At 70.9% G+C, this 26,754-nt stretch carries 25 protein-coding genes and 4 tRNA genes; 9 read left to right on the forward strand and 20 right to left on the reverse strand.

Annotated elements, in window-relative coordinates:
* Positions 1-140: 140 nt before the first annotated feature.
* The 6 genes from sigJ to AB0C78_RS40910 all read right to left on the reverse strand — a co-directional run bounded on the left by sigJ (position 141) and on the right by AB0C78_RS40910 (position 6,769).
* The gene (gene sigJ, locus AB0C78_RS40885; RefSeq protein ID WP_360758947.1) at positions 141-1,034 is read right to left on the reverse strand and encodes an RNA polymerase sigma factor SigJ; all 894 of its coding nucleotides are present in this window, start codon (positions 1,032-1,034) and stop codon (positions 141-143) included.
* Complete coding sequence (locus tag AB0C78_RS40890) at positions 1,031-2,197, reverse strand: FAD-dependent oxidoreductase (protein WP_360758949.1); 1,167 nt, start codon at positions 2,195-2,197, stop codon at positions 1,031-1,033. Before AB0C78_RS40890 ends, sigJ begins: the two co-directional genes overlap by 4 nt.
* Before the next feature lie 544 nt (positions 2,198-2,741).
* Complete coding sequence (locus AB0C78_RS40895; RefSeq protein ID WP_360758951.1) at positions 2,742-4,337, reverse strand: multicopper oxidase family protein; 1,596 nt, start codon at positions 4,335-4,337, stop codon at positions 2,742-2,744.
* A complete protein-coding gene (locus tag AB0C78_RS40900; RefSeq protein WP_360758953.1) occupies positions 4,330-4,713 on the reverse strand; it encodes a hypothetical protein in 384 nt (127 codons plus the stop codon). Before AB0C78_RS40900 ends, AB0C78_RS40895 begins: the two co-directional genes overlap by 8 nt.
* 364 nt (positions 4,714-5,077) lie before the next feature.
* Complete coding sequence (locus AB0C78_RS40905; RefSeq protein ID WP_360758955.1) at positions 5,078-5,587, reverse strand: DUF1062 domain-containing protein; 510 nt, start codon at positions 5,585-5,587, stop codon at positions 5,078-5,080.
* A gap of 240 nt (positions 5,588-5,827) precedes the next feature.
* A complete protein-coding gene (locus AB0C78_RS40910) occupies positions 5,828-6,769 on the reverse strand; it encodes an amidohydrolase family protein (protein WP_360758957.1) in 942 nt (313 codons plus the stop codon).
* Positions 6,770-6,961: 192 nt separating this feature from the next.
* Between AB0C78_RS40910 and AB0C78_RS40915 the strand changes: the two genes are divergently transcribed.
* The 3 genes from AB0C78_RS40915 (at position 6,962) to AB0C78_RS40925 (ending at position 8,656) form a co-directional block, all read left to right on the forward strand.
* Positions 6,962-7,855, forward strand: coding sequence for a LysR family transcriptional regulator (locus AB0C78_RS40915; protein WP_360758959.1), 894 nt, complete (start codon positions 6,962-6,964; stop codon positions 7,853-7,855).
* Positions 7,856-8,077: 222 nt separating this feature from the next.
* A complete protein-coding gene (locus AB0C78_RS40920; RefSeq protein ID WP_360758961.1) occupies positions 8,078-8,353 on the forward strand; it encodes a hypothetical protein in 276 nt (91 codons plus the stop codon).
* A 105-nt stretch (positions 8,354-8,458) separates the two neighbouring features.
* Positions 8,459-8,656: a hypothetical protein gene (locus tag AB0C78_RS40925; RefSeq protein ID WP_360758963.1), complete on the forward strand. Its 198-nt coding sequence runs from the start codon at positions 8,459-8,461 to the stop codon at positions 8,654-8,656.
* Positions 8,657-9,008: 352 nt separating this feature from the next.
* Here AB0C78_RS40925 and AB0C78_RS40930 read toward each other — a convergent pair whose 3' ends face one another.
* On the reverse strand, positions 9,009-9,587 hold the full coding sequence (locus tag AB0C78_RS40930) for a TetR family transcriptional regulator C-terminal domain-containing protein (RefSeq protein ID WP_360758965.1): 579 nt from the start codon (positions 9,585-9,587) through the stop codon (positions 9,009-9,011).
* Positions 9,588-9,655: 68 nt separating this feature from the next.
* On the opposite strand from AB0C78_RS40930, the gene AB0C78_RS40935 reads away from it, so the two are divergent.
* Positions 9,656-10,402 (forward strand): hypothetical protein, encoded by a 747-nt coding sequence (locus tag AB0C78_RS40935; RefSeq protein WP_360758967.1) that lies wholly within the window; start codon positions 9,656-9,658, stop codon positions 10,400-10,402.
* A gap of 94 nt (positions 10,403-10,496) precedes the next feature.
* Here AB0C78_RS40935 and AB0C78_RS40940 read toward each other — a convergent pair whose 3' ends face one another.
* From AB0C78_RS40940 to AB0C78_RS40955, 4 genes are all read right to left on the reverse strand, one after another.
* Positions 10,497-10,772 carry a hypothetical protein gene (locus AB0C78_RS40940; protein ID WP_360758969.1) on the reverse strand — a complete coding sequence of 92 codons (276 nt, stop codon included), beginning with the start codon at positions 10,770-10,772 and terminating at the stop codon, positions 10,497-10,499.
* A 643-nt stretch (positions 10,773-11,415) separates the two neighbouring features.
* Positions 11,416-11,487 (reverse strand) — tRNA-Val (locus tag AB0C78_RS40945).
* Positions 11,488-11,567: 80 nt separating this feature from the next.
* On the reverse strand, positions 11,568-12,593 hold the full coding sequence (locus AB0C78_RS40950; RefSeq protein ID WP_360758971.1) for an ABC transporter permease: 1,026 nt from the start codon (positions 12,591-12,593) through the stop codon (positions 11,568-11,570).
* 24 nt (positions 12,594-12,617) lie between these two features.
* The gene (locus tag AB0C78_RS40955; protein ID WP_225991816.1) at positions 12,618-12,995 is read right to left on the reverse strand and encodes a PGPGW domain-containing protein; all 378 of its coding nucleotides are present in this window, start codon (positions 12,993-12,995) and stop codon (positions 12,618-12,620) included.
* A gap of 327 nt (positions 12,996-13,322) precedes the next feature.
* On the opposite strand from AB0C78_RS40955, the gene AB0C78_RS40960 reads away from it, so the two are divergent.
* Entirely contained in the window at positions 13,323-13,736 is a 414-nt protein-coding gene (locus AB0C78_RS40960) for an SsgA family sporulation/cell division regulator (RefSeq protein WP_151541842.1), read from the forward strand.
* Here AB0C78_RS40960 and sthA read toward each other — a convergent pair whose 3' ends face one another.
* A complete protein-coding gene (gene sthA, locus AB0C78_RS40965; protein ID WP_360758973.1) occupies positions 13,737-15,149 on the reverse strand; it encodes a Si-specific NAD(P)(+) transhydrogenase in 1,413 nt (470 codons plus the stop codon).
* A gap of 132 nt (positions 15,150-15,281) precedes the next feature.
* On the opposite strand from sthA, the gene ppgK reads away from it, so the two are divergent.
* The gene (gene ppgK, locus AB0C78_RS40970; protein WP_360758975.1) at positions 15,282-16,034 is read left to right on the forward strand and encodes a polyphosphate--glucose phosphotransferase; all 753 of its coding nucleotides are present in this window, start codon (positions 15,282-15,284) and stop codon (positions 16,032-16,034) included.
* A gap of 52 nt (positions 16,035-16,086) precedes the next feature.
* Here ppgK and AB0C78_RS40975 read toward each other — a convergent pair whose 3' ends face one another.
* The 8 genes from AB0C78_RS40975 to AB0C78_RS41010 form a co-directional block, all read right to left on the reverse strand.
* Positions 16,087-18,837 carry an alpha-mannosidase gene (locus AB0C78_RS40975; protein WP_360758977.1) on the reverse strand — a complete coding sequence of 917 codons (2,751 nt, stop codon included), beginning with the start codon at positions 18,835-18,837 and terminating at the stop codon, positions 16,087-16,089.
* Complete coding sequence (locus AB0C78_RS40980; protein WP_360758979.1) at positions 18,828-20,027, reverse strand: CehA/McbA family metallohydrolase; 1,200 nt, start codon at positions 20,025-20,027, stop codon at positions 18,828-18,830. Before AB0C78_RS40980 ends, AB0C78_RS40975 begins: the two co-directional genes overlap by 10 nt.
* Entirely contained in the window at positions 20,024-21,148 is a 1,125-nt protein-coding gene (locus tag AB0C78_RS40985) for an ABC transporter ATP-binding protein (protein WP_360758981.1), read from the reverse strand. Before AB0C78_RS40985 ends, AB0C78_RS40980 begins: the two co-directional genes overlap by 4 nt.
* Positions 21,148-21,975: a carbohydrate ABC transporter permease gene (locus AB0C78_RS40990; protein ID WP_360758983.1), complete on the reverse strand. Its 828-nt coding sequence runs from the start codon at positions 21,973-21,975 to the stop codon at positions 21,148-21,150. Before AB0C78_RS40990 ends, AB0C78_RS40985 begins: the two co-directional genes overlap by 1 nt.
* Positions 21,972-22,961 (reverse strand): sugar ABC transporter permease, encoded by a 990-nt coding sequence (locus AB0C78_RS40995; RefSeq protein WP_360758984.1) that lies wholly within the window; start codon positions 22,959-22,961, stop codon positions 21,972-21,974. Before AB0C78_RS40995 ends, AB0C78_RS40990 begins: the two co-directional genes overlap by 4 nt.
* Positions 22,933-24,360, reverse strand: coding sequence for an extracellular solute-binding protein (locus tag AB0C78_RS41000; RefSeq protein ID WP_360758986.1), 1,428 nt, complete (start codon positions 24,358-24,360; stop codon positions 22,933-22,935). Before AB0C78_RS41000 ends, AB0C78_RS40995 begins: the two co-directional genes overlap by 29 nt.
* A 79-nt stretch (positions 24,361-24,439) precedes the next feature.
* A complete protein-coding gene (locus AB0C78_RS41005) occupies positions 24,440-25,240 on the reverse strand; it encodes an aminodeoxychorismate lyase (protein WP_360758990.1) in 801 nt (266 codons plus the stop codon).
* Between the two features lie 275 nt (positions 25,241-25,515).
* A complete protein-coding gene (locus tag AB0C78_RS41010) occupies positions 25,516-26,217 on the reverse strand; it encodes a helix-turn-helix domain-containing protein (protein ID WP_360758988.1) in 702 nt (233 codons plus the stop codon).
* Positions 26,218-26,363: 146 nt separating this feature from the next.
* On the opposite strand from AB0C78_RS41010, the gene AB0C78_RS41015 reads away from it, so the two are divergent.
* The 3 genes from AB0C78_RS41015 (at position 26,364) to AB0C78_RS41025 (ending at position 26,653) form a co-directional block, all read left to right on the forward strand.
* Positions 26,364-26,435 (forward strand) — tRNA-Gly (locus AB0C78_RS41015).
* Between the two features lie 40 nt (positions 26,436-26,475).
* Positions 26,476-26,546, forward strand: a tRNA-Cys gene (locus AB0C78_RS41020).
* A gap of 35 nt (positions 26,547-26,581) precedes the next feature.
* A tRNA-Val gene (locus AB0C78_RS41025) sits at positions 26,582-26,653 on the forward strand.
* The last annotated feature ends 101 nt before the right edge of the window (positions 26,654-26,754 follow it).

Raw genomic sequence — 26,754 nt, forward strand, 5'->3', positions numbered from 1 at the left:
CCCTGCGCGCTCAGCCGGCTGTTCATTTGTTTTCGTTGGAGGGGCCTATGCCGGAGCAGTGTGTTGTGGCGTTCTCGATGAATGTCCGGGACGAGGTCCCCCGCGCGGATCTGCCTACTGCGCTGCGGCTTTGCCGACTCCTACCGGCTGATCTGACGTGGCGAAGTCAGTGCGAGGAGTTTGTCCGGGTTGCGGATGGCGTAGAAGTGGGTGATCTTCTCGTCGACGACGTCGGCCAGGAAGACGCCCTCCAGGCGGTCGCCGCTGTAGGCGGCCATCGCGGGTGTGTTGTTGCAGTTGACCATCTCGATCCGCAAGTCCGGCACTCGTCCCGCGCGGAACAGTTCCATGGCGAGCGCGGCCACTTTTGCCGCGCCCACCACCGGCTGGCGCACCGCGGTGACCTTGCCGCCGCCGTCGGCGGTCCAGGTTGCGTCCGGCGCGAGCAGCGAGAGCAGCTCCTGCAGGTCACCGGTCGCCGCCGCGGACATGAACTGCTCGGTGATCCGCGTGGTCGTCCCAGCGCCGACGGGGGCGAAACGCCTGCGCCGCGCGTGTACGTGCCCGCGGGCGCGGTGCGCCATCTGGCGCACCGTAACCGCGGACTTGCCCACCGCTGCGGCGATCTCGTCGTAGTCGAACCCGAACACCTCGCGTAGCACGAAAACCGCGCGCTCGTCGGGGGTGAGCGTTTCGAGCAGCACCAGCATCGCCATCGACACCGACTCGGCGAGCACCACATCGGCCGACGCGTCGTTCTCCTCCAGTAGCAGCGGCTCGGGCAGCCAGGAGCCGACGTACTCCTCGCGCCGGCGCGCGCTGGCACGCAGGGCGTTGAGCGCCTGACGGGTTACCAGGCGCGCCAGGTACGACCTGGTGTCCCGGACCGTCGCGAGGTCCACCTTGGCCCACCGCAGGTAGCTGTCCTGCAGCACGTCGTCGGATTCGGTCGCCGAACCGAGGATCTCGTAGGCGATGGTGAACAGCAGCGGCCGCAGCAGGGTGAACCGCTCGGCATGCTCGTCGGTGGTCATCGGGCCGTCGCCATCTGCTCGAGCCGCGGTCCCGGCTTGTACCACACGATGGTGCCCGGGTTGCGTGCCTCCATGCCGATGCCCATCACCGTCTGGCGGCACTGCTCCTCCTTCATCTGCGCGCCCTCGTGCCCGTCGACGTAGGTGTCCAAGGGGGTGTCATCCGCTTGGACGAGCTGCCTTATACCGGCATGCCGGCCCAGGCTGATGAGCACTCCTTTGAAGCCCTGGTCGAGCACCGGCGGCGCGGTTCCCGCGATGCGGCTCAGCACGGTGTCGGCGGCCTGCACGCCGAGCGGTATCGCGGCCTGGCAGCTCATCCGCAGCGGCCGGCCCGACGGTGAACCGGCGTCACCCGCCGCGACGATGCGGTCGTCATCGACGCTGGCGAGCGCTTCGTCGGTGAGCAGCCGACCCAGCTCGTCCACGCGCAATCCGCTGGCCGCCGCCAGGGCCGGGACGCCGAAGCCCGCCGTCCAGATGGTGAGGGCGCTGTGCCGTACCGCTCTATCGGTGAGGACGACCGCGTCTCGCCGGACCTCAGCCACCGCGCTGTACTCCACAGTGACACCGTTCTCCGACAGCCACGTCGCGATGGATCGGCGGCCAGGAGCGCTGAGGGTCGGGGCCAGGGTTCGCCCGGCGACCAGAGTGACCTTGCGCCCTTGTTCGGCGAGCTCCGCGGCAGTCTCGATGCCGGTCAGCCCGCCGCCGACCACGGTGATCGCGGCATCGGCCGGCAGCTCCGCCAGCCTGGCGCGCAGCCGCTCGGCGGACTCGAGCTCGGCGATGGAGTAGGCGAATTCGGCCGCGCCCGGCACGGAGGAGGGGACCGCGCCGGTGCTGCCGACCGCGTAGACGACGTAGTCGTAGTCCAGCGCAGCGCCCGAGGCCAGCTCCACCGTGCGGGAGGCGGTGTCGATACGGGTGGCGTTGTCGACCACCAGCTTGATGCCGTCGCCGAGCAGGGTGCCGTAGTCGACCGAGGCGTCGTAATCGCCGGCCACGAACTGGTGCAGCCGGATCCGTTCGACGAATGTCGGACGGGAGTTGACCAGGGTGATGTCGACGTCGTCGCGCAACCGCAGGTGGTTGGCCGCGACCGTTCCCGCGTACCCGCCGCCGATGACCACGACCTTGTGAAGTGCGTTGTGTTGAGTCATGCCCTCAGGACACCGGGGATCGCGGCCACGTGACAGGACGTGGTCTACATCACACATTGAGCCCTTCCGTACCGTGGCGGGTGGATGGCGGCGAGGACCGCGAGCCAGGGGGCCGGTGGTGTGCCGTGCGGCGAAGCCGATCCGGGTCGGGCCGGGCCGGAGGCGTAGTCGCCGACGCCGGCCGTGGTAGTCATTTTGTCGCTTCTGGCCGCTTGCGCCTGCTGGCGCGCGGCGTCGTGGTCGACACCGCGCGCCGGCAGGGGTGTTCCGAGGTCTCCGGGATCGGCCAGGGCCGGAGGTCGGTGACTCCATTGCCGCTCGGGATGTCGGCCGAAGCAATACCCGAACGCCACATCCCCGCCCACGGTGACCTGCGGCGGCTCGACGTCGAGGGAGACGACATCCGTGGCGTAGAGCCGCCTCAGGCTCTCGATACCCTTTGCCCTGGACACCTTGCACTAGCCTGTCCATATGCTTTCTGAGGTCGGTTTCGTCCGCCTCGCATTGCTTGGACATCGCGATCCATTCCTTTCATTTAGTGTGGTCAGATGACCTCGATGTTGGCCATCATTCCCATGTCCTCGTGTTCGGCGTTGTGGCAGTGGAACAGGTAGCGGCCCCGGTAGCCGTCGAAACGGGTGATGATCTCGGCCGCTTCGCCGGGCCGTAGCGAGATGGTGTCTTTGAGACCCGCGTCGTGGGGCCGCGGGGCCTTGCCGCCGCGCGACAGCACCCGGAAGCCGACCAGGTGCAGGTGGACGGGGTGGTGGACGTCGGCGATCAGCCGCCAGACCTCGACGTCCCCGAGCCGGGTGGTGACGTCGGCGCGGTCCGGGTCGAACGCCTTCCCGCCGATCAGCCAGCCGTGCCGGCCGTGCGTCCGGCCGGCGCGGAAGGAGAGATCACGCGTCCGGACGGCGTCCGAGCGGCGCCAGTCCGGCAGATCGGTCGAGAGCCTGCGGGGGATGCGGGTGTCGTCGGTGGTCTTGCGCGTGACGCGGAAGGCCATGACGTCGCGGGTGCGGCCCGTGCCGAGCCGGTTGACGATGCGGACGCGGCCGCCGACGGGGATCTTCGCGAAGTCGATGACCACGTCGTAGCGTTCGGCCGGTCCCATCGGCAGGCTCCGGTGGGTGACGGGCGCGGCCAGCAGGCCCTGGTCGGCGCCGACCTGAACGAGGTCGAGCTGCCGCCCTTCGTCGGTGATCGCTTGGAGGTCGTAGTGGCGGGCGTTGGAGGCGTTGAGGATCCGCAGCCGGTAGCGGGCGCCTTCGACCTCATGGACGGGCCAGGGCGCGCCGTTGACCAGGATCACGTCACCCAGGACGCCGCCCAGATAGGCCGCGCGGACGCCGGGATGTTCGCGCAACGTGCCGTCGAGCGCGGGGTAGGTGAGCTCGCCGTGTTCGTCGAACGCCCGGTCGGTGATCATCAGCGGCAGCTCGCGTGACCCGGCGGGCAGGCCGAGCGATGCCTCGGCGTCGTCGCGGATGATGTGCAGTCCGGCCAGGCCGCGCCAGATCGCGGGAGCGGTGAAGTCCATCCGGTGGTCGTGGTACCACAGCAGCGTCGGCCGCTGGTTCATCGGGAAGGTGTAGTCGCGCGTCAGCGTGGACTTCACCGCCCGCGGATCGTCCATCCCGCCCATCCCCGCCATGCCGTGCGTCATGGGGGCTGGTTCCCGCCAGCCGTCGGGAAGGACGAGGTCGGTGGGGTAGCCGTCGGAGACCGCCGGGGTGTGTCCGCCGTGCAGGTGCACGACGGTCGGCACGGGCAGCTCGTTGCGGTGCGTCACGGTGACCGGCCGGCCGCGGCGCGCTTCGATCGTCGGTCCCGGGAACGTTCCACCATAGGTCCACGCCGAGGTCCTGACGCCGGGCAGTATCTCCAGGGTCATCTCACGCTGGGCGATCTCGTAGCGGTCCACACCCCCCGACGTGCTGACCGGCTTCGCCACCGCGGGGACCGGCAGCGGCACCTGGAACGCGGGCGGCAGCGGCACGCCGCTGCGCAACTGTTCACCGGTCGTCGCCGGGTGCCGCGACAGCTTGGCCGAGGCCGCCAGCCCGGTCACCGCCACCGCGCCGAGCGTCCCGCCGACACCCAGTACCCGGCGCCTGGTCAAGCCCTGCTCAGGCATCGCCGACCTCCTCTCCCAGGGCCCGCATCGTTCGCGGCGAGGGCGAGCGCCGCCACACCGAGATGAACTGCACGACGACCCCGGTCACCGTCGCCACACCCAGCGGGAGGTGCAGCCACAACGCGCCTGCCATCCCGGCGAAGTACTGCACCGTCTCGGCCACCACCACGGCCAGCGTGGCCAGGAACGGCTGGACCAGGCGAAGCCGGACCCAGACCACGATCGCCACGATCAGCTGTATGCAGCCGAGGGAGGTGGTGAGGTTGGCGCCTGCCTCATGCAGGCGTAGCCCGTCGTAGTCGCCGCTCAGGAATACCCCGGCGAACACGGGCTGACCGAAGATCGCGACCGCGTGCACACTGACGACCGCCCGCACCGTCCACCAAACGGGCCTCGTCGGCCGCACGGGATCGGACCGGGGCGGCTCAGCTCGACGGAATCTGTCATCCACAGTGACCATCAGTCCCCCTCAATTGTCGTAGGACGCCCTGCACGCCGACGGCCGCGATGGACCGTCGCCTACCAGGAAAAACTTCGAAGTCGTCATTTACGAGGCCTTTGTCAGTGGCGATTAATACGGCCGCACCACTGCGAAGGCGCCGATCGGCGAGCCCGAGTTCGAAGAGGAAACGAATTACTCACGTTCAGCTACATCGGTGATCGGTGCGCTATGCGATCGGTGCATGGGGTTGCTGACCCGGGATCAAGCCGAGATGCTCTGGCCACATCGGTGCCGCAAACTACCCGGCGAGGGCCAAACCGGTTGGTGCGCCAGGCAGCACGGTGAAAGTGAATCTCGCGCTGGTTGGGCGGTGCAGCGGGGTGTCGCTCTTGATGCGGTGCCGTACGCCGTTCCTGCTGAGGCCGAGCCCTTGCGCGATGAGCCGGTCCGGGCGCACCGGCACCGGATCGTCGAAGACGACCTCCACCTCGACGGGCCACGGCTGGTCGGGCCATGCCGATGGGGTGTGCAGCCGCCAGGCGCCTGTCCAGTCCAGGGTGAAGCGGTTGCGCCGGGCGAGCAGCGGATCGAGCAGCGTGGTCGCGACCAGTTCCGGGTCGCCTGCGTGGTAGCCGCCGAGCGCGGCGGGGGCGAGGGATCTGACCGGTGTTCGCTCGTGCACGGTGAGCTTGCCGGTTCGATCGCAGGACAGGCAGCGGACCAGCAGCCACACGTCCAGCAGCTTGCCGTTGGCGTTGACGCGGAACCTGCCGTCGCCGGTGGTGGCCGACTTCGATCCGCAGTCCACGCATCGCAGCGACAGCAGAGGCAGCCTAGTCCGGCGAACAACCCAGGGCAGCACGGCATGAGGGCGTGGCGACATGGTTTCTCCTAGCTGGTTGAGCGGTGACCTTCAGCGACCCGGCGTAGGGGACCCCGCCCGCGTGGCGGCGGGGGCGGTGGACTGGCCTCTGGCGGTGCTAGTTCACGCCCACGAACACCCGGGAGAACTCGAACCTCGGCCTGCTCGTCAAGGGCGCCTAAGGCCCTACGCCTTGTTGAGGAGAGCGGTGGCGTTGCGGTCGAGGACGGTGGTGGCGTCCTGGCCGGGGAGGGCGTCGTGGATGGAGGTGACGGCGCGGCGGAGCAGGTCGCCGTTCTGGTAGGGGAAGTCGGTGCCGAGCAGGAGGCGGTCGGGTCCGTAGGTTTCGGCGGCGGCGCGAATCGCGGGGAGGTGGCCGTGGGAGACGGTGTCGTACCACATGCGGCGGGCGGCGGCGCTGGGCTTGTCGGGCGTTTGGGGCGACTCCCACTGGTATTGGTCGTCGGCACGCCGGAGCAGCATCGGCAGTGCTCCCCCCAGATGCGAGTTGATGATCCTCACGTTGGGGTAGCGGGATGGGATGCCGGCCAGGATGAGGTGCATGACGGCGATGGTGTCTTCCATCGGGGCGCCGACCATCCACCGCATGTGGTGGTCGGCGATGAGCGGGGTGCCCGCGTCGTGGCCGGAAGGGTGTACGTACAGGACGGCGTGACGCCGGTCGAGTTCTTCGAACAGCGAGGTGAAGGCCGGGTCGGCCAGGCTGGCGCCGAGCACGTCGGTGGTGACCGCGGCGCCGGCCATGTCGAGGTCGTCGAGGGCACGGGCGAGTTCGGTCAAAGCGGCGTCGACATGCGGAAGCGGTAGCGCGGCGAACGCGGAGAACCGGTCGGGATGGTCGGCGACAACACCGGCGTACAGATCGTTGGCGTAGGCGGCGGCATGGACCGCGTGCGCACGTTCCTCGAAATGGGGGACCTGGGGCGAGATCGAGAGGATCTGATGGGTGATGGCGGCCGAGTCGTTCAGCTCGAACCGGGCCTCCAGCTCCTGGGCGGTGGCACCGGCGCCGGTGCCGCGTTGGGTGGCGGTGTCGGTGCGGCCATAGGAGTCGAGCAGGTCGAGGTACCCGTCCGTCCACAGATGGGCGTGTACGTCGATTCGCATGGCGGGCCCTTCTATGAACCTCGGTCGTTCGGAGGTTCCTCGTTCCTGGTGGAAGTTCAGCGGCTTCAGCCTGGCCGCACCGCTCCCGCCGAACAACGGCGATGTCGGCAACACAGCGGTGACCAGGAGGCCACCGGTGCGCGTTTGGGCACCCCACAGGTGACATATAGGTTGACGAACCAGGGAGGGGTGATGGAGCTTCGAGACATCGAGATCTTCTTGGCGCTGGCCGAGGAGCTGCACTTCGGACGCACCGCGGAACGGCTGCACGTCACCCGGTCGCGGGTCAGCCACGCCATCAAGCAGCAGGAACGCCGCATCGGCGCGCCGCTGTTCGAGCGCACCTCCCGCACCGTGCGCCTCGCGCCCGCCGGCGAGCAGCTCTACCAGGCCCTGCGGCCGGCCTACCAAGAGATCATCGACGGGATCGAGAAGGTCTCGACCGCCGCCGGTGAGACCGCCGGCACCCTCGTCCTCGGCACCATGGGCCCGCAGGCCTGGATGATCAACGACATCATCGAACGGTTCCAGGCCCGCCGCCCGGCGGCCGAACTCGTTCACCGCGACCTCAACCCCGTCGACCCGCTCACCCCGCTACGCGACGGTGAGATCGACGTGGCCCACCTGTGGCTTCCGGTCCGCGAACCCGACATCAGCGTCGGTCCGGTCACCCACACCTCACCAATGGTCCTCGCCATGGCCGCCACCCACCCGTACGCCGACCGCGAATCGATCAGCATGGAGGACTACGGCGACCTGACCTTCATGGCCACCCCATCGCCACTTCCGGCGTCCATGGAGGAGACCTTCCAGCCCTTCCGCACCCCGTCGGGCCGCCTGATCCCCCGCGGCCCGACCGTCGCCAGCTGGTACGACATACTCAGAGTGGTCAGCAGCGGACAGGCCGTCATCCCCCTCGCCGCCGAGAACGCCGACTTCTACCCATGGCCCAACCTGGTCTACCGCCCCGTCCGCGACGCCCCACCCGCCCGCTTCGCCCTCGCCTGGCACACCACCAACACCAACCCTCTGATCCGCGCCTTCACCGCCACCACCGCCGCAGACACCGCGACCGGTGAAAACTGACGCGTTCCCCGAACCTGCTGACATCGACTTCTGCGACCGCAGCGGGCGCCATCAAGTGCGGGCGCTCACCTCCAGATGACGGTCCCAAGGCTGTCCCGTAATGGTGGAGGCGGGGCGGGATACAACAGCCGGTCTTCAGGTCGCCCGTGGACCGGGTCGCGCTGGAGCAGGTGGACAAGCGGCGGCGGCCGTCGACGAGGCTGGGCGGTGTAGTGGGGCACGGTGCGGATGCTCGAGGTGTCCCTGACCGAAAAGCTGTGGCGCCTCGCGCGGAGCGTCGTTGTGCCAACTGCGTGGCGGATGGCGGGGTTCAATGGCGACCATGATGCGTACCGGAACGTCATCCACCGCCGTCGTCGCCGTCGTTGCCGCTTGCGTGTTCGCCGCTGTCACGTCGTGTTCCTCGGATTCTTCGGACGGGTCCCCCGCCAGGGGCCGGGCGCCCGGCGGGTCTGGTTCCGGGTCAGCGTCGCCCTCGCCGACCGGGTCGTGCGCTGACGGGACGTGCGAGATCAAGGTCGCCGTGGGGGACGTGGTGATGGTGCCGGGAAGGACGGTCTGGGGCCGATCAAGGTAACGGCGATCACCGACGGCAGGGTCGAGATGGCCGCGCCGCTGACGGGGTCGGGCTACAGCGTTTCGGGCTGTTCCGGTGGCGGCGGCGTGTCGTCGAACGAAGGAGGCGGTGTCGAGCTCAGCTGCGGCGAGGGACCCGCCGCGACCATCAACCAGGCCATGAGCCTCAAGGTCGTAAAGATCGTGGACACCACCGCCGTTCTGCGTATTGAACCCGCTGGGTGACATCATCCGGCGTTAGGCCATTCCGCGACCGCCGACGCAGGCGCGCAGATCAAGCGCGGAGAGCCGAGCACGGAGCGGTGTCCTACGGTAGGGCGCGTGCGGGGTGGAGCCCTGACGATTCCCGGCGTGGCCGGGCCCGGTCGCGGGCTGAGGGAATCGGCTGCCGCGGAGCTTCCGGTGTTCGGGCCGCGAAGCGGCCGTGCGCTCCGAATCTTCTTGCCCTCGGAGACGCTGCTACAGGACGGCGGCGGGGGCGCCGGTACAGGTCAGCACGCCATCGTTGGCCGGGACGTGGCCGGCGATGTGGGCTGGGGCGGCGAGGAACCGAGGAGAGAGATCGGTCTTAGCGCGCTCACCGTATCAGCTCGTCCAGGTGGCGCGCGACGATCAGCCTCGCCCGGTCGGGCGTGAGGGCGTCGGGCCGCATGGCGATGTGCACCGCGAGGCCGTCGAGCAGCGTGTGGAGGCGGTCGGTCTCGAGTTCCACGTCCAGACCCGTCACCTGTCCGGCGAGCCCCTCGACCAGCCGGCGGCACCCGCTCCGTAAGACGTCGTAGCCCCGGTCATGGACGGCGCGCAACTTGGGGTCCACCTGCGCGCGCGCTGTGAAGGCCAGCCACACCTCGTTCTCGGCGGCGCGTTCGGGATCCAGCGGCAGCAGTTCCAATAGGACGCGCTCGGCGCGGCGGCGCGGATCGGGTTCTGACGGCAGTGCCGCGATCCGCGCCTCGATCCGTTCGATGACCGCACACAGGGTGAAGGACAGCAACTCCGCCTGGGACGCGAAGTAGTGCCGCAGCGATCCCATCGACAGGCCGGCCTCCTGCGCCACGTTGCGGACCGAGGCCGCCGGCAAACCGTCGCGACGGACGACTCGCCACACCGCCTCCACCACATCGGCCTTGCGCTGTTCGGGACCCATCTTCACCATCTCCCCTTTCTAGCACAGTCGTGCTACTTTGCGATTAGCACGACTGTGCTACTCAAAGGAGGAAGAGCATGGCTCGTCTCCCCGCGGGCTCGCGCCCCGTCCGCATCACACTCGCCATCACCGCCGCCATAGCCGTGCCGGCCGGCGCCGCCCTCACCACCGGCGGCGCGTTCCAAGCGGACTCAGGCGGCCGCTTCGGCACCGCCGAACACCGCTTCACCACGCCGACCGCGGCCCTGAAGACCGACGAGATCGATGTCAGTGCGGACACGGCCCGTCCGGCGGATCCCAATCCCGACGTGGGAGAACTGGCGCAGGTCCGAATCGTCGTGCGTCCCACCGACCCGCGCACCCGGCTGTTCGTCGGCATCGGACCGAAGCAGGAGGTCGAGGCCTACCTGCGCACCGTCGCGCACGACGAGTTCGCCTCCGCGGACCTGTCTCCGTTCCGGGCGGCCTTCACCCGGCACCCCGGCGCCCCCCGCGCGGTATCCGAACCCTCGCACCAGACGTTCTGGGTAGCGGCGTCCTCAGGACCAGGCGTCCGGACGCTGAACTGGAACAAGACACACGGCACCTGGTCCGTCGCAGTGATGCGCTTGGACGGCTCCCCCGGCCTCGACATCCACGCCTCCGTCGGCCTCCGCTTCGCCTTCCTCCTTCCATCCGGCCTGACCCTCCTCGCCGCAGGAGCACTGATGCTCCTCTACATCCCGCTCTCCCGCCGCACTCCCCACCGGCCGCCCAGCAACCCCACCGCAAACGCCCCGGCCACCCCCACCCGCCCGAGGCACGACACCCACAACAACCTGTGAGCTCAGGGGAGGGACCCCACGTCGAGGGCGGGCGTGAGGGCGCGCAGTTTCGGGCCGCGATCGGTGACCACCGGCCAGCCGCGATCAGCGGCGATCACGGCGACGTGAGCGGCGACCAGATCGGGCGGGCCAGAGGAGCGTTCGAGGAGCTCGCCGACGACGCCGGCGGCGGGTACGTCGTGGCGAATGAGAGCGTGATGCGCTGTTCCACGAGAGTGGCCAGGGTCTGCCGTCCGACCGGGGGAGCCTGCGCCCACGCCAGCGTGAGCGCCGTCGAGGGCACCGCCAGCGGAATCACCTGCTCAAGCGCCGTCGCGACGAGCGCCCGCGTGTGGTGGGTCCGGCCGATCTTTGCGAGCCGCGCCGGCAACGGCTGCCCGCACCCCTGGGCACAACCTCCGCGCATCCTTCCCGCTCACCCTGCCCTGACCGCCAGACCCCTCAACCAGCAGCGGGTTTTCGAACAGGCACTTAAAGCGCGGCTGGCTCATCCAGGCCTGCGGTCCCGCGTCCGTCACTCATCACCACATCCGCAACAGCGGCCTCACGATCAACTCCGTAGCTCTCAATCTCACCTCGCCTCCCTCGAGCTCTTCGCACAACTCGTAGGACTAGTCCAGAGGATGTGGACAAAAGCGAATAGTCCCGCGGCCACGGCGTGGCGCACCGCATCCACCCAGCGCCCGAGCCATAGGGCCAACACGTCCTTCCAGCAAGCACGGGATCGATCGCAAATAACGCGGAGCCGGCCACAGCCGGAGCGGGACATGGGACCTACGGTGACGACCACGGACAGCAACGACGTTGAAGGGAACTTGTGACCTCACTTGCGTGTGGGAGGTAGGTGATCTCCCAGATCCCTCCCACCACGAGCACGAACACGTCCGGCGGCACCCGCGAGCCCATGACACCAGGGCAAAAAGCGCGTGGACAACGTGTGACCTCTTCGGCGGGGGCTGGATGCACGAAGAGGCATGCTCTCGGTGAGAGCATGCCTCTGAGGTGGGGTTTTGTGGGCGATACTGGGTTCGAACCAGTGACCTCTTCGGTGTGAACGAAGCGCTCTCCCACTGAGCTAATCGCCCCGGCGGAACGTGGTGTGGGGTGTTCCGACGTCGGAAACTCTAGCGCATGTCGGGGGGTGCTCGCTCCTCGAGCGGCGCGGTCAGCGGGCGTGGGCGGGGGTGGTGTCGCGGCCGCCGGGGTGGCGGTGGCGCCAGATGAGGAAGACGGCGGTGGCGGCGAGGGACCAGGCGGCCAGGACGATGAACGGCAGGGCGTGCTGGTGGGCGTGGAAGTAGATCGCCGTGTGCTGGGCGTTCACGGACGCGCCGGGCGGGAGCCAGCGGCCGATCACGCCGAGCGGGGACGGCAGGAGGGGCCAGGAGACGGCGCCGCCGGACGACGGGTTGCCGATCAGGACCATCAGGCCCCAGGTGGGGATCATGGCCCAGCGGCCGACGAGGGTGTTGAACATCGTGAAGACCATGCCGCTGGTGAACATGGTGAGCGCGCAGATGGCCCAGGATTCTCGGAAGGGCAGGTCGAGGACGCCGAGGAGCCAGTCGACGACGGCGCAGATCGCGAAGCCGCCGAGGACGGCGTAGGCGGCGATGAAGCAGATGCGCTCGCCGGCGTTGAGGGCGCGGGCGTGCACGGAGAGCTGGATCGCGCCGACGAAGCCGATGATCACCGAGGCGAGGGAGATGTAGAAGATCGCCAGGCCTTGGGGGTCGGTGGGCTGGAGCGGCTTGATGTCGAGGACGGTGAGGGGCACGCCGGTCTTCTTGCCGGCGATCGGGGCGGCCTGGGCGAGGAGGCGGGAGACGGACGCGCCGGCGGCGGCCGCGACGTCCAGCTGGGCCCGGTCGCCTTGGAGGACGAGGATGGCGAACTCGCGCTGCTCCTCGACGGCGGCGCGGGCGGAGGCGTAGGCGGCGTAGTGGCGGACGGACAGGGAGGTGTCGAGGCCGGCGTCGAGGGCCTGGACGAGGTGGGCGGACTCCCCGTGGCCGGTGACGGCCACGGGGATGTGGCGCGGGGCCGGGTTGGCCATGGCGTAGCAGTAGGAGCCGGCGAACAGGCCCGCGGCGGCGGCGAGGATGAACAGCAGGACGACGGCGGGGAGGAACGGGGACTCCCGGAAGGCCGTCCAGTGCTCGCGGGCCGTCCGGTGTCGGGCGTGATCCATGTGATCACGCTAGGTGATCGGCGGTCAGTTCCAGAAGGTGAGGTCCTCGACGTTCCACGGCAGGGCGAAGCCGTAGGCGGCGAGGTAGCCGACGACGAGGGCGCCGGCGAGGACGCCTCCGGTGGCGCCGAGGACGGTGTTGCGGCGGCGCTTGCGGGGGTCGAGGGCCTTCTCCTTGGCGCGTTCGGCGGCGGCCTTGGCGCGGTGGAGGGCGGTCTGGGCCCAGGCGAACTCGGTGGCGAGGATGGCCAGGCCGAGGATGATCCCGACGATGCCGGGCCCCGGGGTGACCATCATGACGAGGCCGCCGGCGAGGACGGTCGCGCCGACGGCGAAGACGCCCGCGCGCCAGGCGGTGTTGAGGATCGGGTTGCGCCGGATGGACTCGCGGAAGCGCTTCACGGGGCCGAGTTCGCCGGGTGGAGCATCCTTTTCGTCATTAATTGTCACAGTTTTACCCTTGGCCAGGAGATCGCCGCCTCACCCTGCGAGCCTACCCGCCCCGAGCGGGCCGCCGGCAGAAGTCGATCTTCTGGCGAAGATCGGCTTTTGCGCAGGTCAGAAGGCGGTTTTGCGAGAGTGAGATGGATCACAATGGCCGGGGGGCTTGGAATGTCGGACCGCGCCGCGGCAGTTAGGCGTCATAGATCGGGGGGACATCCGTGTGAGGGAGAAGCACTCACCGGAGCACCCCGCGAGCCAGCGGGACCGACGTAAGAGGGAATGGCCATGAACAGCAGTACCACAGTCTCAGCGGAGCTGGGCCTTCGTCTCGTCGTCCCCGACCGCACGAGCGTCCCCCTGCTCGCCGGGCTGGAGTACGCGGCCGACGACCCGTACGCGATCCGGATGGCGTTCTACGTGGGCGACGACGAGCCGGTGGAGTGGATCTTCGCACGGGAGCTGCTCACCGTGGGGATCGTGCGCAAGGTCGGGGACGGGGACGTCGAGGTCTGGCCGGCCCGGGACGACGGCACGCTGAACATCGCGTTGTCGTCGCCGTTCGGCAACGCCCTGTTCGAGGTGCCGCTCCCGCCGCTGGCCGACTTCCTGCACCGCACCTACCAGGCCGTCCCGGCCGGTGAGGAGAGCGAGTTCATCGACATCGACGACGAGCTGGAGAACCTGCTCTGGCCGTCGTGATCACTCGCTCAGCCGGGCCATGTGGCGCATCTTGTTCATCGCGTCCAGGGCGGCGACCTTGTAGGACTCGGCCAGGGTCGGGTAGTTGAACACCGCGTTGACCAGGTAGTCGACGGTGCCGCCCAGGCCCATGACCGTCTGCCCGATGTGCACCAGTTCGGTGGCCCCGGTGCCGAACACGTGCACGCCGAGGAGCCTGCGGTCCTCCGGGGAGACCAGCAGCTTCAGCATCCCGTAGGAGTCGCCGATGATCTGGCCGCGGGCCAGCTCCCGGTAGCGCGACACTCCCACCTCGAACGGCACCTTGGCCTCGGTCAGGGCGTCCTCGGTCCGGCCGACGAAGCTGATCTCCGGGATGGTGTAGATCCCGATCGGCTGCAGGTCGATGATGTCGGACACCGGCTCGCCGCACGCGTGGTGGGCCGCGAGGCGCCCCTGCTCCATCGAGGTGGCGGCGAGGGACGGGAAGCCGATCACGTCGCCGACCGCGTAGATGTGCGGGACCTCCGTGCGGTAGTGCTCGTCCACCTTGATCCGGCCCCGGTGGTCGGCGGCGAGCCCGGCGGCCTCCAACTGCAGGTCGTCCGTCATGCCCTGGCGTCCCGCGGAGTACATCACGGTGTCGGCGGGGATGCGCTTGCCGCTCTCAAGGACGGTGATCGCGCCGCGCGCCATCCGCTCGACGGACGCGACGGTCTCGCCGAACCGGAAGGTGACCGCGAGGTCGCGCAGGTGGTACTTGAGGGCCTCGACGATCTCCAGGTCGCAGAACTCGAGCATCCGGTCGCGCCGCTCGACCACGGTGACCTTGGTGCCGAGCGCGGCGAACATCGAGGCGTACTCGATGCCGATCACCCCGGCGCCGACCACGACCATCGTCTCGGGGACGTGGTCGAGGTGGATGATGCCGTCCGAGTCGATGATCGTCTTCTCGTCGAACGCGACGCTCTCCGGCCGCGCCGGGCGGGTGCCGGTCGCGATCACGATCCTGTCGGCGGTGACCTTCTGCTCCCGCCCGCCCGGCTCGCGCCCGCCGGAGACGGCGACGGCGTTCGGCTCGACGAACCGGCCGGTGCCGGGCAGCACGGTGACGTGGTTGCGGGCCAGCTGGCTGCGGATCACGTCGATCTCGCGGCCGATGACGTGCTGGGTCCGCATGCCGAGGTCGGCGACCGTGATGTCGTCCTTGACCCGGTAGCTCTGGCCGTACAGCTCGCGCTGGTTGAGGCCGGTGAGGTACAGGACGGCCTCGCGGAGGGTCTTGGACGGGATCGTCCCGGTGTTGATGCAGACCCCGCCGAGCATCTCGCGGCGATCGACGACGGCCACCTTCCGGCCGAGTTTGGCGGCGGCGATGGCCGCGCGCTGCCCGCCGGGCCCCGAACCGAGGACGAGGAGATCGAAGTCATTCACGTCCCCAGTCTGACCGGGGCGCGCGCCCGGCATAAGGGTTTCCCGCGGACGAATCATGATCTTCACGGCCTACCCTGGCCGTCGAGCGGGCACAGACCGGTCATGAGCCGGGGGCAGGGGTAGGTCATGAGGATGCGGATGCTGGGAATCGACATCGGCGGGTCGGGGATCAAGGGCGCGCCGGTCGACCTGTCCACCGGGGAGTTCACCGCGGACCGGTACCGGGTCGCGACGCCGCAGCCGTCCAGGCCCGACGCGGTCGCGAAGGTGCTCGCGGAGGTGGTGGAGCACTTCGGGTGGGACGGTCCGGTCGGCGTCACCTACCCGGGCGTGGTGATCGACGGGGTGACGCTGTCGGCGGCGAACGTGTCGGAGCACTGGGTGGGGCTGGACGCGGCGGCGCTGATCGCGGACGCGACCGGGCGGGAGATCACCCTGCTCAACGACGCGGACGCGGCCGGGGTGGCGGAGATGCGGCTCGGCGCGGGCCGCGGCCGCAAGGGGACGGTGGTGGTGCTGACGCTCGGGACGGGCATCGGCAGCGCGCTGTTCACCGACGGGGTGCTGGTGCCGAACACCGAGTTCGGGCACATCGAGATCCGCGGGAAGGACGCCGAGGTGCGGGCGTCGGCGAAGGCCCGCGAGGAGCACGACCTCGGCTGGGAGCGGTGGGCGAGGCGGCTGAGCGAGTACATGGCGCGCCTGGAGGCGCTGATCTCGCCGTCGCTGATCATCGTGGGCGGCGGGGTGAGCAAGAAGGCGGACCGGTTCGTCCCGCTGATCGAGGGCGTGCGGGCGCCGATCGTCCCGGCGCGGCTGGTGAACAACGCCGGGATCGTCGGCGCGGCGATGGCCGCGGCCGCCGCGCATCCGATCACCCGGTGAGCCGCGGCGAGTCGTCGTTGCGGCCGACGCCGTAACGACGACTCGCCGCCGGTCAACGCAGCCGGAGGCGGACGGTCGCGATCTCCCAGGGGCGCAGCGCGAGGGTGGCGGTGCCGTCGTGCACGTCGAGCGGCAGGCCGGGGCGTCCGCGCAGGTCGGTGCGGGCGGCCTCGGTGAACGTCCCGCGCAGCACCGCGGTGGTGGGTTCGGGTGTCTCGGCGACCATCCGGGCCTCGACCCAGCCGTCGCCGCGGGGACGCAGGGAGGTCATGGCGACGCCGGGGCCGGTGATCGCGATGCCGTCCCGCGAGGGCGGGGCGGGCGCGTCCGCGGGGCCGTAGCCGGCGGCCGCGAGCAGGTCGTGCCGGTAGCGTTCGGCGGCCGCGACGACGTCGTCGCCGGGCCGGTCGCCGTCGTAGGGCATGATCGCCAGCCCGACCGTCCGCTCGCCGCGGGACTGGGCGCCCGGCGTCGGCAGCTGCGGTCCGGCGGGCTGGTCGCGGTAGGCGTTGCGGTCGCGGGACAGGTAGCCGATCGAACGCATCAGCGTGAGCGCCATCTCGCGCCCGCCGCCGGTGACCTCGTACTCGGTGACGTGCTCCAGCAGGACGGCCAGGCCGCCCGCGGCGGCGAAACCGTTCGCGGGGTAGGTCGGCAGCGGCCGTTCCCCGAACCCGCCCTCGGCGGTCAGCCCGCGCTCGACGATGGCGAACTGCCCTTCGGCGAACGACGACTCCGCCTGCCGGGGCAGCGGCGTGTGGAGCCGGACGCGGTGGTCCGCGCACCGGTTGTCGAAGGTGACGCGCAGCCGCAGGAACGGCTCGCCGGCGCGCAGCTCGGCGCGGGTGACGACGGTGACGTCCTCCTCCTCCGCGGACCGGGCGTCGGCGGCGACGTCGCCGGACGCGGGCCAGCGGTACGTCCGGACGATGTCGAGCGCGGCGGCGAGCGGCCCGTCCCAGACCGGGTCGACGCGCACCGACACCGGGTCGCCGACGAGGCGGTCGGCGGCGGGCGGGGCGTGATTGTAGGAGTCGCCGAGGTCGCCGCCGTCCACGATCCGGCCGACGCCCTCGACCACGACGCCGCCTGGTGTGCGCAGCCTGACCGTGCCGTCGTCGCGGACCTCGGCGCGCAGCAGCCCGTTGTCCAGGGCGTTCCCGTCAGCGGTGACCGGGGTGTCGGGGGACGCGGCGGGCCCGCCGGGGCGGACGGTCACGAGCCCCAGCGGCGGCGCCTCGACGAGCGCGGCGACCGTCCGGCGCGGGTCGGCCAGGATCCGGACCCGCCACTCGCCGTCGGCGCCGTCCAGCGCCGCCCGCACGTCGCCGATGTCGAACGGGGTGGCCGCGCGGGCCGTGACGTGGAAGGTGAGCGTCCGGTCGTCCCGCGACACCGACCAGTCGCGGATCTCCTGCCCGAACAGCACCCGCCCGTACACCCGTTCCAGCAGGACGGGCAGGGCGGACGCGGGGTGGACGGCGTCGTCCAGCACGGTCGGCGCCGTCTCCAGGACCTGGACGGGCACCGGGCGCCCGTCGCCCGTCTCCAGCCCGGCCCCGCCGTCGCCGGGGACGTCGAGGAACACCAGACCGGCCCGGACGTCGGGGGTCGGGTTGAAGACCAGGTGCGCGCCGAGCGGGACGGCCGCGGCGCACTCGGCGGTCACCAGGTCGCAGACGGCCCGCCCGAGCTGCTCGGCCTCCGCCATCCGGGCGGCGACCTGCTCGGCGGTCTCGTCGCTGCCGCAGCCGGTGACCGAGTCGTGGCAGCTGACCTCGATGAGCCGCCGCCACGCCAGGTCCAGGAACCGCTGCGCGTCGTCCGCGTACCAGAGCGCGGCGAGCGGTTCGGCGTACCGTTCGACGAGCCGCTCGGCGCGTCCCATCAGCTGCTTCAGCCGGGGCCGCACCGAGATCACGCCGGGCAGGATGTTGGCGCGGGCGTGCGAGCGCAGCTCCCCGCGCACCCGCGGCAGACCGTCGGTGGACGGGTCCTGCTCGGCGAAGTACCCGGCGAGGGTGTCCAGCCGCATCTCGACGCCGGCGCCGCCCACGCGGTCGGCGAGGTCGGCGGCGGGCGCGGTGTGGTCGGCGCCGTACATCGCCAGCAGCGGGCCGCCGTCGGGGTACCAGCGGCCCATCGCCTCGGCGAACCCGGCGGCGCGGCCGGGCAGCAGCGACGCGCCGTCCGCGAAGTCCTCGAACATCGACGCGGCGTTGCCGTAGCCGCCTTCGGGCAGGTATTGGGTGCGGATCGCGGTGCCGTCCGGCGCCTCCCACGCGAACGACCTGGTCCGGACGCGGTCGGGGACGCCGCGCCACACGCACGCGTGCTCGATTCCCGCGAGCCGGAGGATCTGCGGCGTCTGCGCGCAATGCCCGAACTGGTCGGGCAGGTAGCCGACCATCATCGCCGCGCCCAGCTCCTCGGCCCGGCGCATGCCGAGCTCCAGGTTGCGGACGATGTTCTCCCCCGAGCACAGGAACTCGTCGTGCAGGATCTGCCATGGCCCGACGGCGAGGCGCCCGTCCCGGACCAGCGCGGCGACCCGCTCGCGCCGCTCGGGGCGGATCTCCAGGTAGTCGTCGACGGCGGCCATCTGGCCGTCGAGGGTGAAGCGCCAGCGCGGGTCGGCCTCCATGCGGTCGACGACGCCGTCCATCAGCGACACCAGCCGCAGCCGGAACCGCTGGAACGGCAGGTACCACTCGCGGTCCCAGTGGGTGTGGGGGACGACGACGATCTCGGGGGCGTCCGTCCGCGCACCGTCGTTCAGCCGCGCACCGTCGTTCAGCCGCACAGTGCGATCACCTCGTTCTCGTGCGATTCCAGGCGGTGCATCCCCGGCCCCTCGGCCGGGATCCGGACCTTGTCGCCGCGGACGGCGACGCGCCGCCCGTCCGGCCGGCACAGGACGGTGCCGTCGGCGTCCAGCGCGATCAGCTCGTCCTCGACGCGCAGCAGGACGGGGGCGTCGGGACCCGCGGAGATCGCCACCCGTCCGGCGGCGAGCGCGTCGAGGACCCGGTCGTCTTCGGCGAGCGCCCAGGTGACGGGCTCGCCGAGGTTCTTGAACTGCCCGGGGTCGTGGAAGTCGCTGCCGCCGAGCGGGACGACCCCGGTGGGCCGCCACACGTCCGCCCAGGCCAGCGGGGCGCCCCAGCGCCGGTCCCACCAGGACGGGTGCCAGATCTCGGCGAACCTCGGCCGGGACTCGGGTGGCAGCGGGCGGCGCCACGCGCAGTCGCCGCTGAGCGGATGGTTGATCGACATCAGGCCGCCGCGCGCGTCCGCGAACGCGGCCCAGTCGGCGCTCGGGCGGCGGAAGTCGACCCAGCCGGTGTCGCCGAACACGTTGGCGTGGCCGAGGTCGGTGGTGACCTCCTGGCCGGGCAGCAGCAGGACGCCCGCGTGCGCGCCGGCGGCGGGCAGCTCGGGGTGGTGGCTGACGGTGTTGTGGTCGGTCACCGCGAGGTAGTCCAGGCCGCGCGACGCGGCGAGGCAGGCCAGCTCGTGGACGGTGAGCGTCCCGTCGCTGTGCACGGTGTGGGAGTGCAGGTCCCCGGCGAGCCATCGCATTCCGGACGGGGCGGGCAGGTCGCGGCGCGGCGGGCGTTCCGGACGGGGCGGCGGCGCCGGGACGTCCGGACGCGGCGGCAGCGACGACGACGTTGTCACCGTGACCTCGTACGGGACGCCCTCGGGCGGGATCCGGTGCAGGCCCAGCCAGACGTGCCAGGTGCCGGGTTCCAGCTCGCCCGGCAGGTAGCCGGGCGTCGCCCAGTCCGCGGCGACCGTGTAGGTGCGGCGGGCGCCGCCGGACCAGCCGCGGAACCCGCCGGGCCCGCCGCAGCCAAGGTCGATGACGCCGCCGTCGAACGACAGCTCCACCGTGACCGCGGCCGTCCCGGCCGGGACGTCGAACGGCAGTTCCCGCAGCCCCTGCTCGAGGCGGTCTTCCAGGGTCCATCTCCCCCGATGAACGGTCATCCGTTCTCCTTCCCGGTCGGGGCCATCCTCGGTTCGGGCACATCGGACTCGTCGGGCGCGGCCACCAGCTCGCCGTCCCGGTACAGCAGGACGCGGCCGGGCCGGGGCAGCGCCCAGCCCTCGTCGCCGGGCGCGGGCTCGCGCCCCTCCCCCACGACGACGTGCACCGGTTCGCCCTCCACGTCCAGCGTCACCAGGGCACTGCCGCCCAGGTGCTCGACCACCGACACCCGCCCGGCGAACGCGCCGTCGGCGGGCAGGTCGGTGTAGTCGAGGTACTCGGGTCGTACCCCGCAGACGATCTCCTCCCCCGCCGCGAGCGCGCGCGCTTCGTCCGGCAGGGGCAGAAGGGCGCCGGCCGCGACGACGTGCTCCCCCTCGACGCGTCCGGGCAGCAGGTTCATCGGCGTGGAGCCGATGAACGACGCGACGAACAGGTTCGCGGGGCGCCGGAACACCTCGGTGGGCGTGCCGAGCTGCCGGATCCGGCCCTTCTCCATCACCGCGATCCGGTCGGCGAGCGCGAGCGCCTCCGCCTGGTCGTGGGTGACGAACACGGTGGTCACGGCCAGTTCCTTCTGCAGCCGCTTGAGGAAGGTGCGGGCCTCCAGGCGCAGCCGGGCGTCCAGGTTGGACAGCGGCTCGTCCAGCAGGAAGATCCGCGGTTCGGCGACGAGCGCGCGGGCCAGCGCGACCCGCTGCTGCTGGCCGCCCGACAACTCGCCGGGACGCCGCTTCCCGAGCCCTTCCAGGCCCAGATAGTCGGCGGCCTCGGCGGCGCGCGCGTGCCGGTCGGCCTTGCCCCGCTTCTTGATCTTCAGCGGGTAGGCGATGTTGTCCAGGACGCTCATGTGCGGGAAGAGCGCGTAGTCCTGGAACACCATGCCGACGTCGCGGCGGCCCGGCGGCAGCCGGGTGACGTCGGCGCCGCCGAGCGCGACCGTCCCGGACGTCGCCGACTCCAGCCCCGCGACGGTCCGCAGCAGCGTGGTCTTGCCGCAGCCGGACGGGCCGAGCAGCGCGAAGAACTCGCCGTCCGCCACGTCGAGGTCGAGCGCGTCCAGGGCCCGCACGCCGCCCGGATAGACCTTGGTCAGCTCCCGAATGGTGATGGCCGCCATCAGCGCTTGATCCCTCCGTGGAAGCGGAACCCGTACCGGCGGCTCACGAACAGGTACATGACCACGACCGGCAGGGAGTACAGCAGCGAGAACGTGGAGATCAGGGGCAGGTCGGGCTGGCCGCCCTCGGTGTAGAACGTGTACATGATCACGGACGCGGGCGCCTTGTCCGGGTTGCGCAGCAGCAGGAACGGCATCAGGAAGTCGCCCCACACCTGCGCGACCGTCCACACCCCGACCGTGGCGAGGCCGGGGCGGATCACCGGGACGACCACGTGCCGCAGGATCTGCAGCGGGGACGCGCCGAACACCCGCGCGGCCTCCTCGTAGGACGTCGGCGTCGCGTCCGTGAAGTCCTTCAGCAGGAAGATCGCGGCCGGGAGCAGCCCGCCGGTCAGCACCAGGATCACGCCGAGCCGGGAGTCGATCAGGTGCAGGTTGAAGGCCAGCAGGAAGATCGGCACCATCGCCGCCGTCCCGGTGATGATGGACGACAGCAGGAGCAGCACGTACAGCAGCGCGTCCCGTCCCGGCACCCGGACGCGGCTCAGCGCGTACGCCGCGAGCGCCGCGCACACGACCACGAGCAGCGCCGTCCCGGCGGCCAGCAGCACCGAGTTGCGCATCGACTCCAGCGCGTACGGGTTGTCCATCAGGATCTTGAAGTTGTGCAGGGTGAAGTCGGGCAGGGACGCCGCGATGCCGGGGTTCGCGTCGAACGGCGTGAACGCGAGCCACAGCAGCGGCAGCGCGAAGAACCCGAGGACGGCCGACACGAACGTGGCCAGGCCGATCCTGCGCAGCGTCTCGCGGACGACCGTGTTCACGCCGCCACCGCCTCTCGCGGCTCGCCCCGGCCCCGCTCGCCCCGGCCCCGCTCGCGGCGCCCCCGCTCGCGCAGCGCGCGCAGGTAGACCAGGGCGATCACGAGGTTGATCAGGATCATGACCAGCGAGATGGCGGCGCCGAAGCCGAGCCGGCCGTCGCCGAGCGCGGTCCGGTACACGTACACCGACATGATCTCCGACCGCCGGTCCGGCCCACCGGCCGTGATGAGGAACGGGGTGAAGTCGTTGAACGTCCACAGGCTGATCAGCAGCAGGCTGGTCAGCACGTGCCCGCGGATGCGCGGCAGCACCGCGTCCCGCAGCGTCTGGAGCGTGGACGCGCCGGCCAGCCGGGCGGTCTCCAGATGCGACGGTGGAACGTTCCCGAGCGCGGCGCCGTACAGCATCATCGAGAACGCGGTGCCGTGCCAGACGTTGAACACGATCACGCACGCCATCGGATGGTCGATCAGCCACGCCGTGCCGGGCGTGCCGAGCAGCGCGTTCAGCGTGCCGCCGTCGCGGTCCAGCAGCGCGATCCACAGGAAGGCGATCACCGACCCCGGCAGGATCCACGCCAGCAGCACCAGCGCCTCGACGACCCGCCGGACGATCCCCTTCCGGTCGCGCATCACCCACGCGATCGCGAACCCGAGCAGGGTCTGCCCGATCACCGCCGAGCCGAGCACGAACTGCAGCGTCAGCCACAGCGAATGGTGGAAGTCGCCGTCGCCGAGCACGTCGCCGTAGTTGCGCACGCCGACGAACTTCGGCTCGCTGGCGGCGATCCCCGTCAGCCGGTAGTCGGTCGTGCCGAGGTAGAGCGTCCAGAGCGCCGGGAAGACGAGGAACACCGCGATGAGGACCAGCGCGGGCGCGACGAACGCCGCCGCGCGCCCGCGTCCGAGCCCCGCCGCGTCCCCGCCGGCGGGCGCCGCGCCGCCGCGGCGCGCCGCCTCACTGGGCGGAGACGTGAGAGGGGCCACCGACGATCCCTTCCAGCTTCTTGGTGTACTGCGCGGCGGCCTCGTCGGGGCTCTTGCCCGAGACGATCGCCGCCGTGGCCTCCTGCAACGCCGTCGACACCTGCGGATACACCGCCAGGCCCGGACGGTAGGACGTCACCGGCAGGACCTTCTCCGAGACGAACGTCAGCAGCGGGTCGCCCGCGAGGATCTGCTTGTTCACGTCCGTCCGGGACGTGATCTCGGGGGTGCCCGCGGTGCGCGCCTTGACCATGTCCGCGGAGTTCATGAACTCCATGAACTCGAACGCCTGCTGCGGGTACTTGGTGTTCGGGTTCATCACGGTCAGCGGGCCGCCCGACATGCTCACGAACGACTGGCCCCGCACGCCCTTGCCCGGCGAGACCGCCGGGATCAGCGCGAACCCCACGTCGGTGTCGCGGGTCCTCATCTTCGCGACGCCGTCCTTGGGGTTCAGCACGTCGCGCCAGAGGTAGTCGCCCTCCGCCAGGATCCCGATCTTGCCGGCGGCGAACTCCTCGAACGACTTGTCGCGGCCCTTCGCCTCCTCCTGGAGCTTCGGGTCGCCGAGCTTCTCGGACCCGTAGATCTGCGCGTACAGGCCGAGGACGCTCTTGAGCGCCTGCCCGCCGCCGGTCCACTTGCCGTCCTGGTAGATCTGCGCGCCCGCGCCCGCCAGCAGCGGCAGCACGCCCTGCATGCTCGTCGCCTCGCCCATCGCGGTGCCCGCGTCCAGCTGGATCGGGGTCACGCCCGGCAGCTTCTTGAGCGCGCGGCCGGCCGCGATGATGTCCTGCCAGCTCTTCGGCTGCCAGTCGGCCGGCAGGCCCGCCTGCGCGAACAGCTTCTTGTTGAAGTACAGGAGGCGCCCGTCGGTGCCGGACGGGATGCCGTACTTCTTCCCGTCGAACAGCGCCAGCTGTTGGACCGATCCAGGGATCTGCGCCCAGCCGTCCCAGGCGTCCGCCTTGGCGCCCACCCCCTCGCTGAGCGGCGTGATGTACCCGGCCTGGGCGAACTCCCCCACCCAGATGCCGTCGATGTCCATGACGTCGGCCCCGGACCGCGACTTCAGGTCCAGGGCGAGCTTGGTCTTGTAGGCCTCGTCGTCCACGCCCTGGCCGCGGAAGGTCACCTTCGCGGTGATCCCCTTCGCCTTCTCGGCGGCCACGAACCTCGGGATGACGGTCTTGGTGAGCCACTCGGCCTCGCCGGCGTTCTTGCCGCCCGCGATGGCGTTCCGGGTGATGGTGAGGGTGAAGCTCTTGGCGTCCTTGCCGCGATTCGGATCGGTCGACGATCCGCCGCCGCCGCAGCCGGCGAGCGCCGCGCCCGCCAGCACGAGCGCGGCCGCCGCGCCGATCCGCCTTCTGGAGAAGTCCCTACGGGAGCTGACCACGGGTGACCTCCTACAGCGTCACCACTTAACGTCACCGAAGAAGGCGATCACGTAAAGACCCAGGAGATCGTTTTCTTCGTCAGGGGTCCATCAGCTCGGCGGAGCGGGCCGCGAACGCCTCCATCGCCTTCGCGGTGATCGGGCCCGGGGCCTCCGGCAGGACCGTTCCGTCCACCGCCCGGATCGGCTGCACGTCCCGGGTCGTCGACGTCAGGAACGCCTCCTCCGCCCGGTACAGCTCCTCCAGCGGGACGTCCTCCTCCTCGCCGCCGCACCACTCCAGCACCAGCGCGCGCGTCACCCCCGCCAGGCAGCCCGACGACAGCGGCGGCGTCACCAGCCGCCCGCCGAGGACGACGAAGATGTTGCTGCCCGTCCCCTCGCACAGGTTCCCCGCGAGGTTCCCGAAGATCGCCTCACCGCCGCCGCGCTCCTTCGCGTACGCCAGCGCCAGCGCGTTGTCCGCGTACGACGTCGTCTTCAGGCCGGACAGCGCGCCCCGCTCGTTGCGCGGCCACGGCACCACCGTGACATCACCCGCCGCCGGGAACGGCGCCTGCTCGTCCACGATGATCGACACCGTCGGGCCCGCGTCGCCGCGGGCCGAGCCCAGCGGCCCCGGACCGCTCGTGAACGTGATCCGGATCCGCGCCAGCGGCCACCTCGGCGCCGCCGCCAGCACCTCCAGCACCCCCTGCGCGAGCGCGTCGTGATCCGGCTCCGGCAACCCGAGCCCCGCCGCCGACGCCGCCAGCCGCCGCAGATGCCGGGTCAGCGCGAACGGCTCCCCGTGCGCGGCCTTCACCGTCTCGAAGACCCCGTCGCCCACCAGCATGCCGTGGTCGAACACCGACACCACGGCCCGCTCCGGATCGACCATCTCGCCGTTCAGCCAGATCCTGGCCCGCCCGTCGTGGGCCTGCCCCGTCACCCGAAGCCACCTCCCCATGGCCGGGCGCCTCCAGCCCGGCCTCGCACCGTTCCGCGTCCACCCGGCCGATGGCCCCACAGTACGACCCCCAGGGCACGGGTTTCGAGTTCATCCGCCCGGACCGGCGCCCCGGGCCTCACCGCAGATCTTGCCGAAGCAGGACGAACCGGCATGGCGAACACTTCCAGACGCGGCCGCGAGACTGCGCTTCGCGCCGCCCGTTCTCAGACGAGCACGCAGCCGAACGAATCCGCCAGCCCCCTCAGGCCGTCGTCCGTCACCCGCAGCGCCCGCCGCGTCGCCCCCCGCTCGAACCAGCCCAGTTCGATCATCCGGTCCGTCAGCGCCGCACCCAGCGCCCCGTTCAGATGCGGCCGCCGCTCCGTCCAGTCCAGGCAATGCCACGCGAACCTGCGGCGCGCCCGCCGCAACGCCGGCACATCCAGACCCAGCGCCCCCAGCCGGTCCTCGCCCTTCTCCGTGACCTCGTACGACTCCTCGCCGTCCCGCTCGATCAGACCGCCGTCCAGCAGCGCCGCGAACAACGCCACCCCCGCCTCACCCGCCAGATGGTCGTAACACGTCCGCGCCTCATGCAACCGCCGCGCGTCCCGCGACTGCCGCAGACTCCGCACCTCCACCGGCGGACTGATCCGCGACAGCGCCTCGATCACCTGCGCCACCTCGGCGTTCTGCAACCGGTAATAGCGATGCCGCCCCTGCTTCACCGCCGTGACGAACCCCGCCTCCAGCAACCTCGCCAGATGCGCGCTCGCCGTCGGCGCGCTCACCCCCGCCGTCCGCGCCAACTCCCCCGCCGCCAGCGGACGCCCGTCCAGCAGAGCCGTCAGCATCGCCGCCCGCGCCCGATCCGCCAGCAGCGCCGCCACCGGGGCGATGTCCGAAGTAACAGCAAGTTCCGCCATACCTCGACCCTAGGCGCCGCACCCTTCGACCGGCACCGAAGCATCCGCGGCACGCCCCGCCGGGAAACCCGGTTTGGGGAACGGCCCCGGACGCGCTAATGTTTTCCCCGTCGCCGCAAGGGGCCGCAAGGCACCGAGCAGCACAGGCGGAAGTGGCTCAGGGGTAGAGCATCACCTTGCCAAGGTGAGGGTCGCGGGTTCAAATCCCGTCTTCCGCTCTGAGGGGCCTTTCAGGCTGTGACCCAGAAGGTCTCTTCTGGTGGAGTGGCCGAGAGGCGAGGCAACGGCCTGCAAAGCCGTGTACACGGGTTCAAATCCCGTCTCCACCTCAACCGCCGTGACTCCCCCCGGAGACCACGTGCACGGGCGATTAGCTCAGTGGGAGAGCGCTACCTTGACACGGTAGAGGTCACTGGTTCAATCCCAGTATCGCCCACGATCGAGTGGGGAGTGGTGTGCCCGCGGAAAGCGCGGGCCTGCCACTCCCTCTTTGTGTTGACCCGGGGGGGCGACCCCCGGACCCCCGATGTGGGGGGC

Source organism: Actinomadura sp. NPDC048394 (assembly GCF_040651755.1).
Lineage (GTDB): Bacteria > Actinomycetota > Actinomycetes > Streptosporangiales > Streptosporangiaceae > Spirillospora > Spirillospora montaniterrae.

Bases quoted from the DNA above. Each gene is read 5' to 3' on its own strand.
- sigJ (WP_360758947.1), bottom strand. From the start codon at position 1,034: ATGACCACCGACGAGCATGCCGAGCGGTTCACCCTGCTGCGGCCGCTG.
- AB0C78_RS40890 (WP_360758949.1), bottom strand. From the start codon at position 2,197: ATGACTCAACACAACGCACTTCACAAGGTCGTGGTCATCGGCGGCGGG.
- AB0C78_RS40895 (WP_360758951.1), bottom strand. From the start codon at position 4,337: ATGCCTGAGCAGGGCTTGACCAGGCGCCGGGTACTGGGTGTCGGCGGG.
- AB0C78_RS40910 (WP_360758957.1), bottom strand. From the start codon at position 6,769: ATGCGAATCGACGTACACGCCCATCTGTGGACGGACGGGTACCTCGAC.
- AB0C78_RS40915 (WP_360758959.1), top strand. From the start codon at position 6,962: ATGGAGCTTCGAGACATCGAGATCTTCTTGGCGCTGGCCGAGGAGCTG.
- AB0C78_RS40925 (WP_360758963.1), top strand. From the start codon at position 8,459: ATGGCCGCGCCGCTGACGGGGTCGGGCTACAGCGTTTCGGGCTGTTCC.
- AB0C78_RS40930 (WP_360758965.1), bottom strand. From the start codon at position 9,587: ATGGTGAAGATGGGTCCCGAACAGCGCAAGGCCGATGTGGTGGAGGCG.
- AB0C78_RS40935 (WP_360758967.1), top strand. From the start codon at position 9,656: ATGGCTCGTCTCCCCGCGGGCTCGCGCCCCGTCCGCATCACACTCGCC.
- AB0C78_RS40950 (WP_360758971.1), bottom strand. From the start codon at position 12,593: ATGGATCACGCCCGACACCGGACGGCCCGCGAGCACTGGACGGCCTTC.
- AB0C78_RS40960 (WP_151541842.1), top strand. From the start codon at position 13,323: ATGAACAGCAGTACCACAGTCTCAGCGGAGCTGGGCCTTCGTCTCGTC.
- ppgK (WP_360758975.1), top strand. From the start codon at position 15,282: ATGCGGATGCTGGGAATCGACATCGGCGGGTCGGGGATCAAGGGCGCG.
- AB0C78_RS40980 (WP_360758979.1), bottom strand. From the start codon at position 20,027: ATGACCGTTCATCGGGGGAGATGGACCCTGGAAGACCGCCTCGAGCAG.
- AB0C78_RS40985 (WP_360758981.1), bottom strand. From the start codon at position 21,148: ATGGCGGCCATCACCATTCGGGAGCTGACCAAGGTCTATCCGGGCGGC.
- AB0C78_RS41005 (WP_360758990.1), bottom strand. From the start codon at position 25,240: ATGGTCGATCCGGAGCGGGCCGTGGTGTCGGTGTTCGACCACGGCATG.
- AB0C78_RS41010 (WP_360758988.1), bottom strand. From the start codon at position 26,217: ATGGCGGAACTTGCTGTTACTTCGGACATCGCCCCGGTGGCGGCGCTG.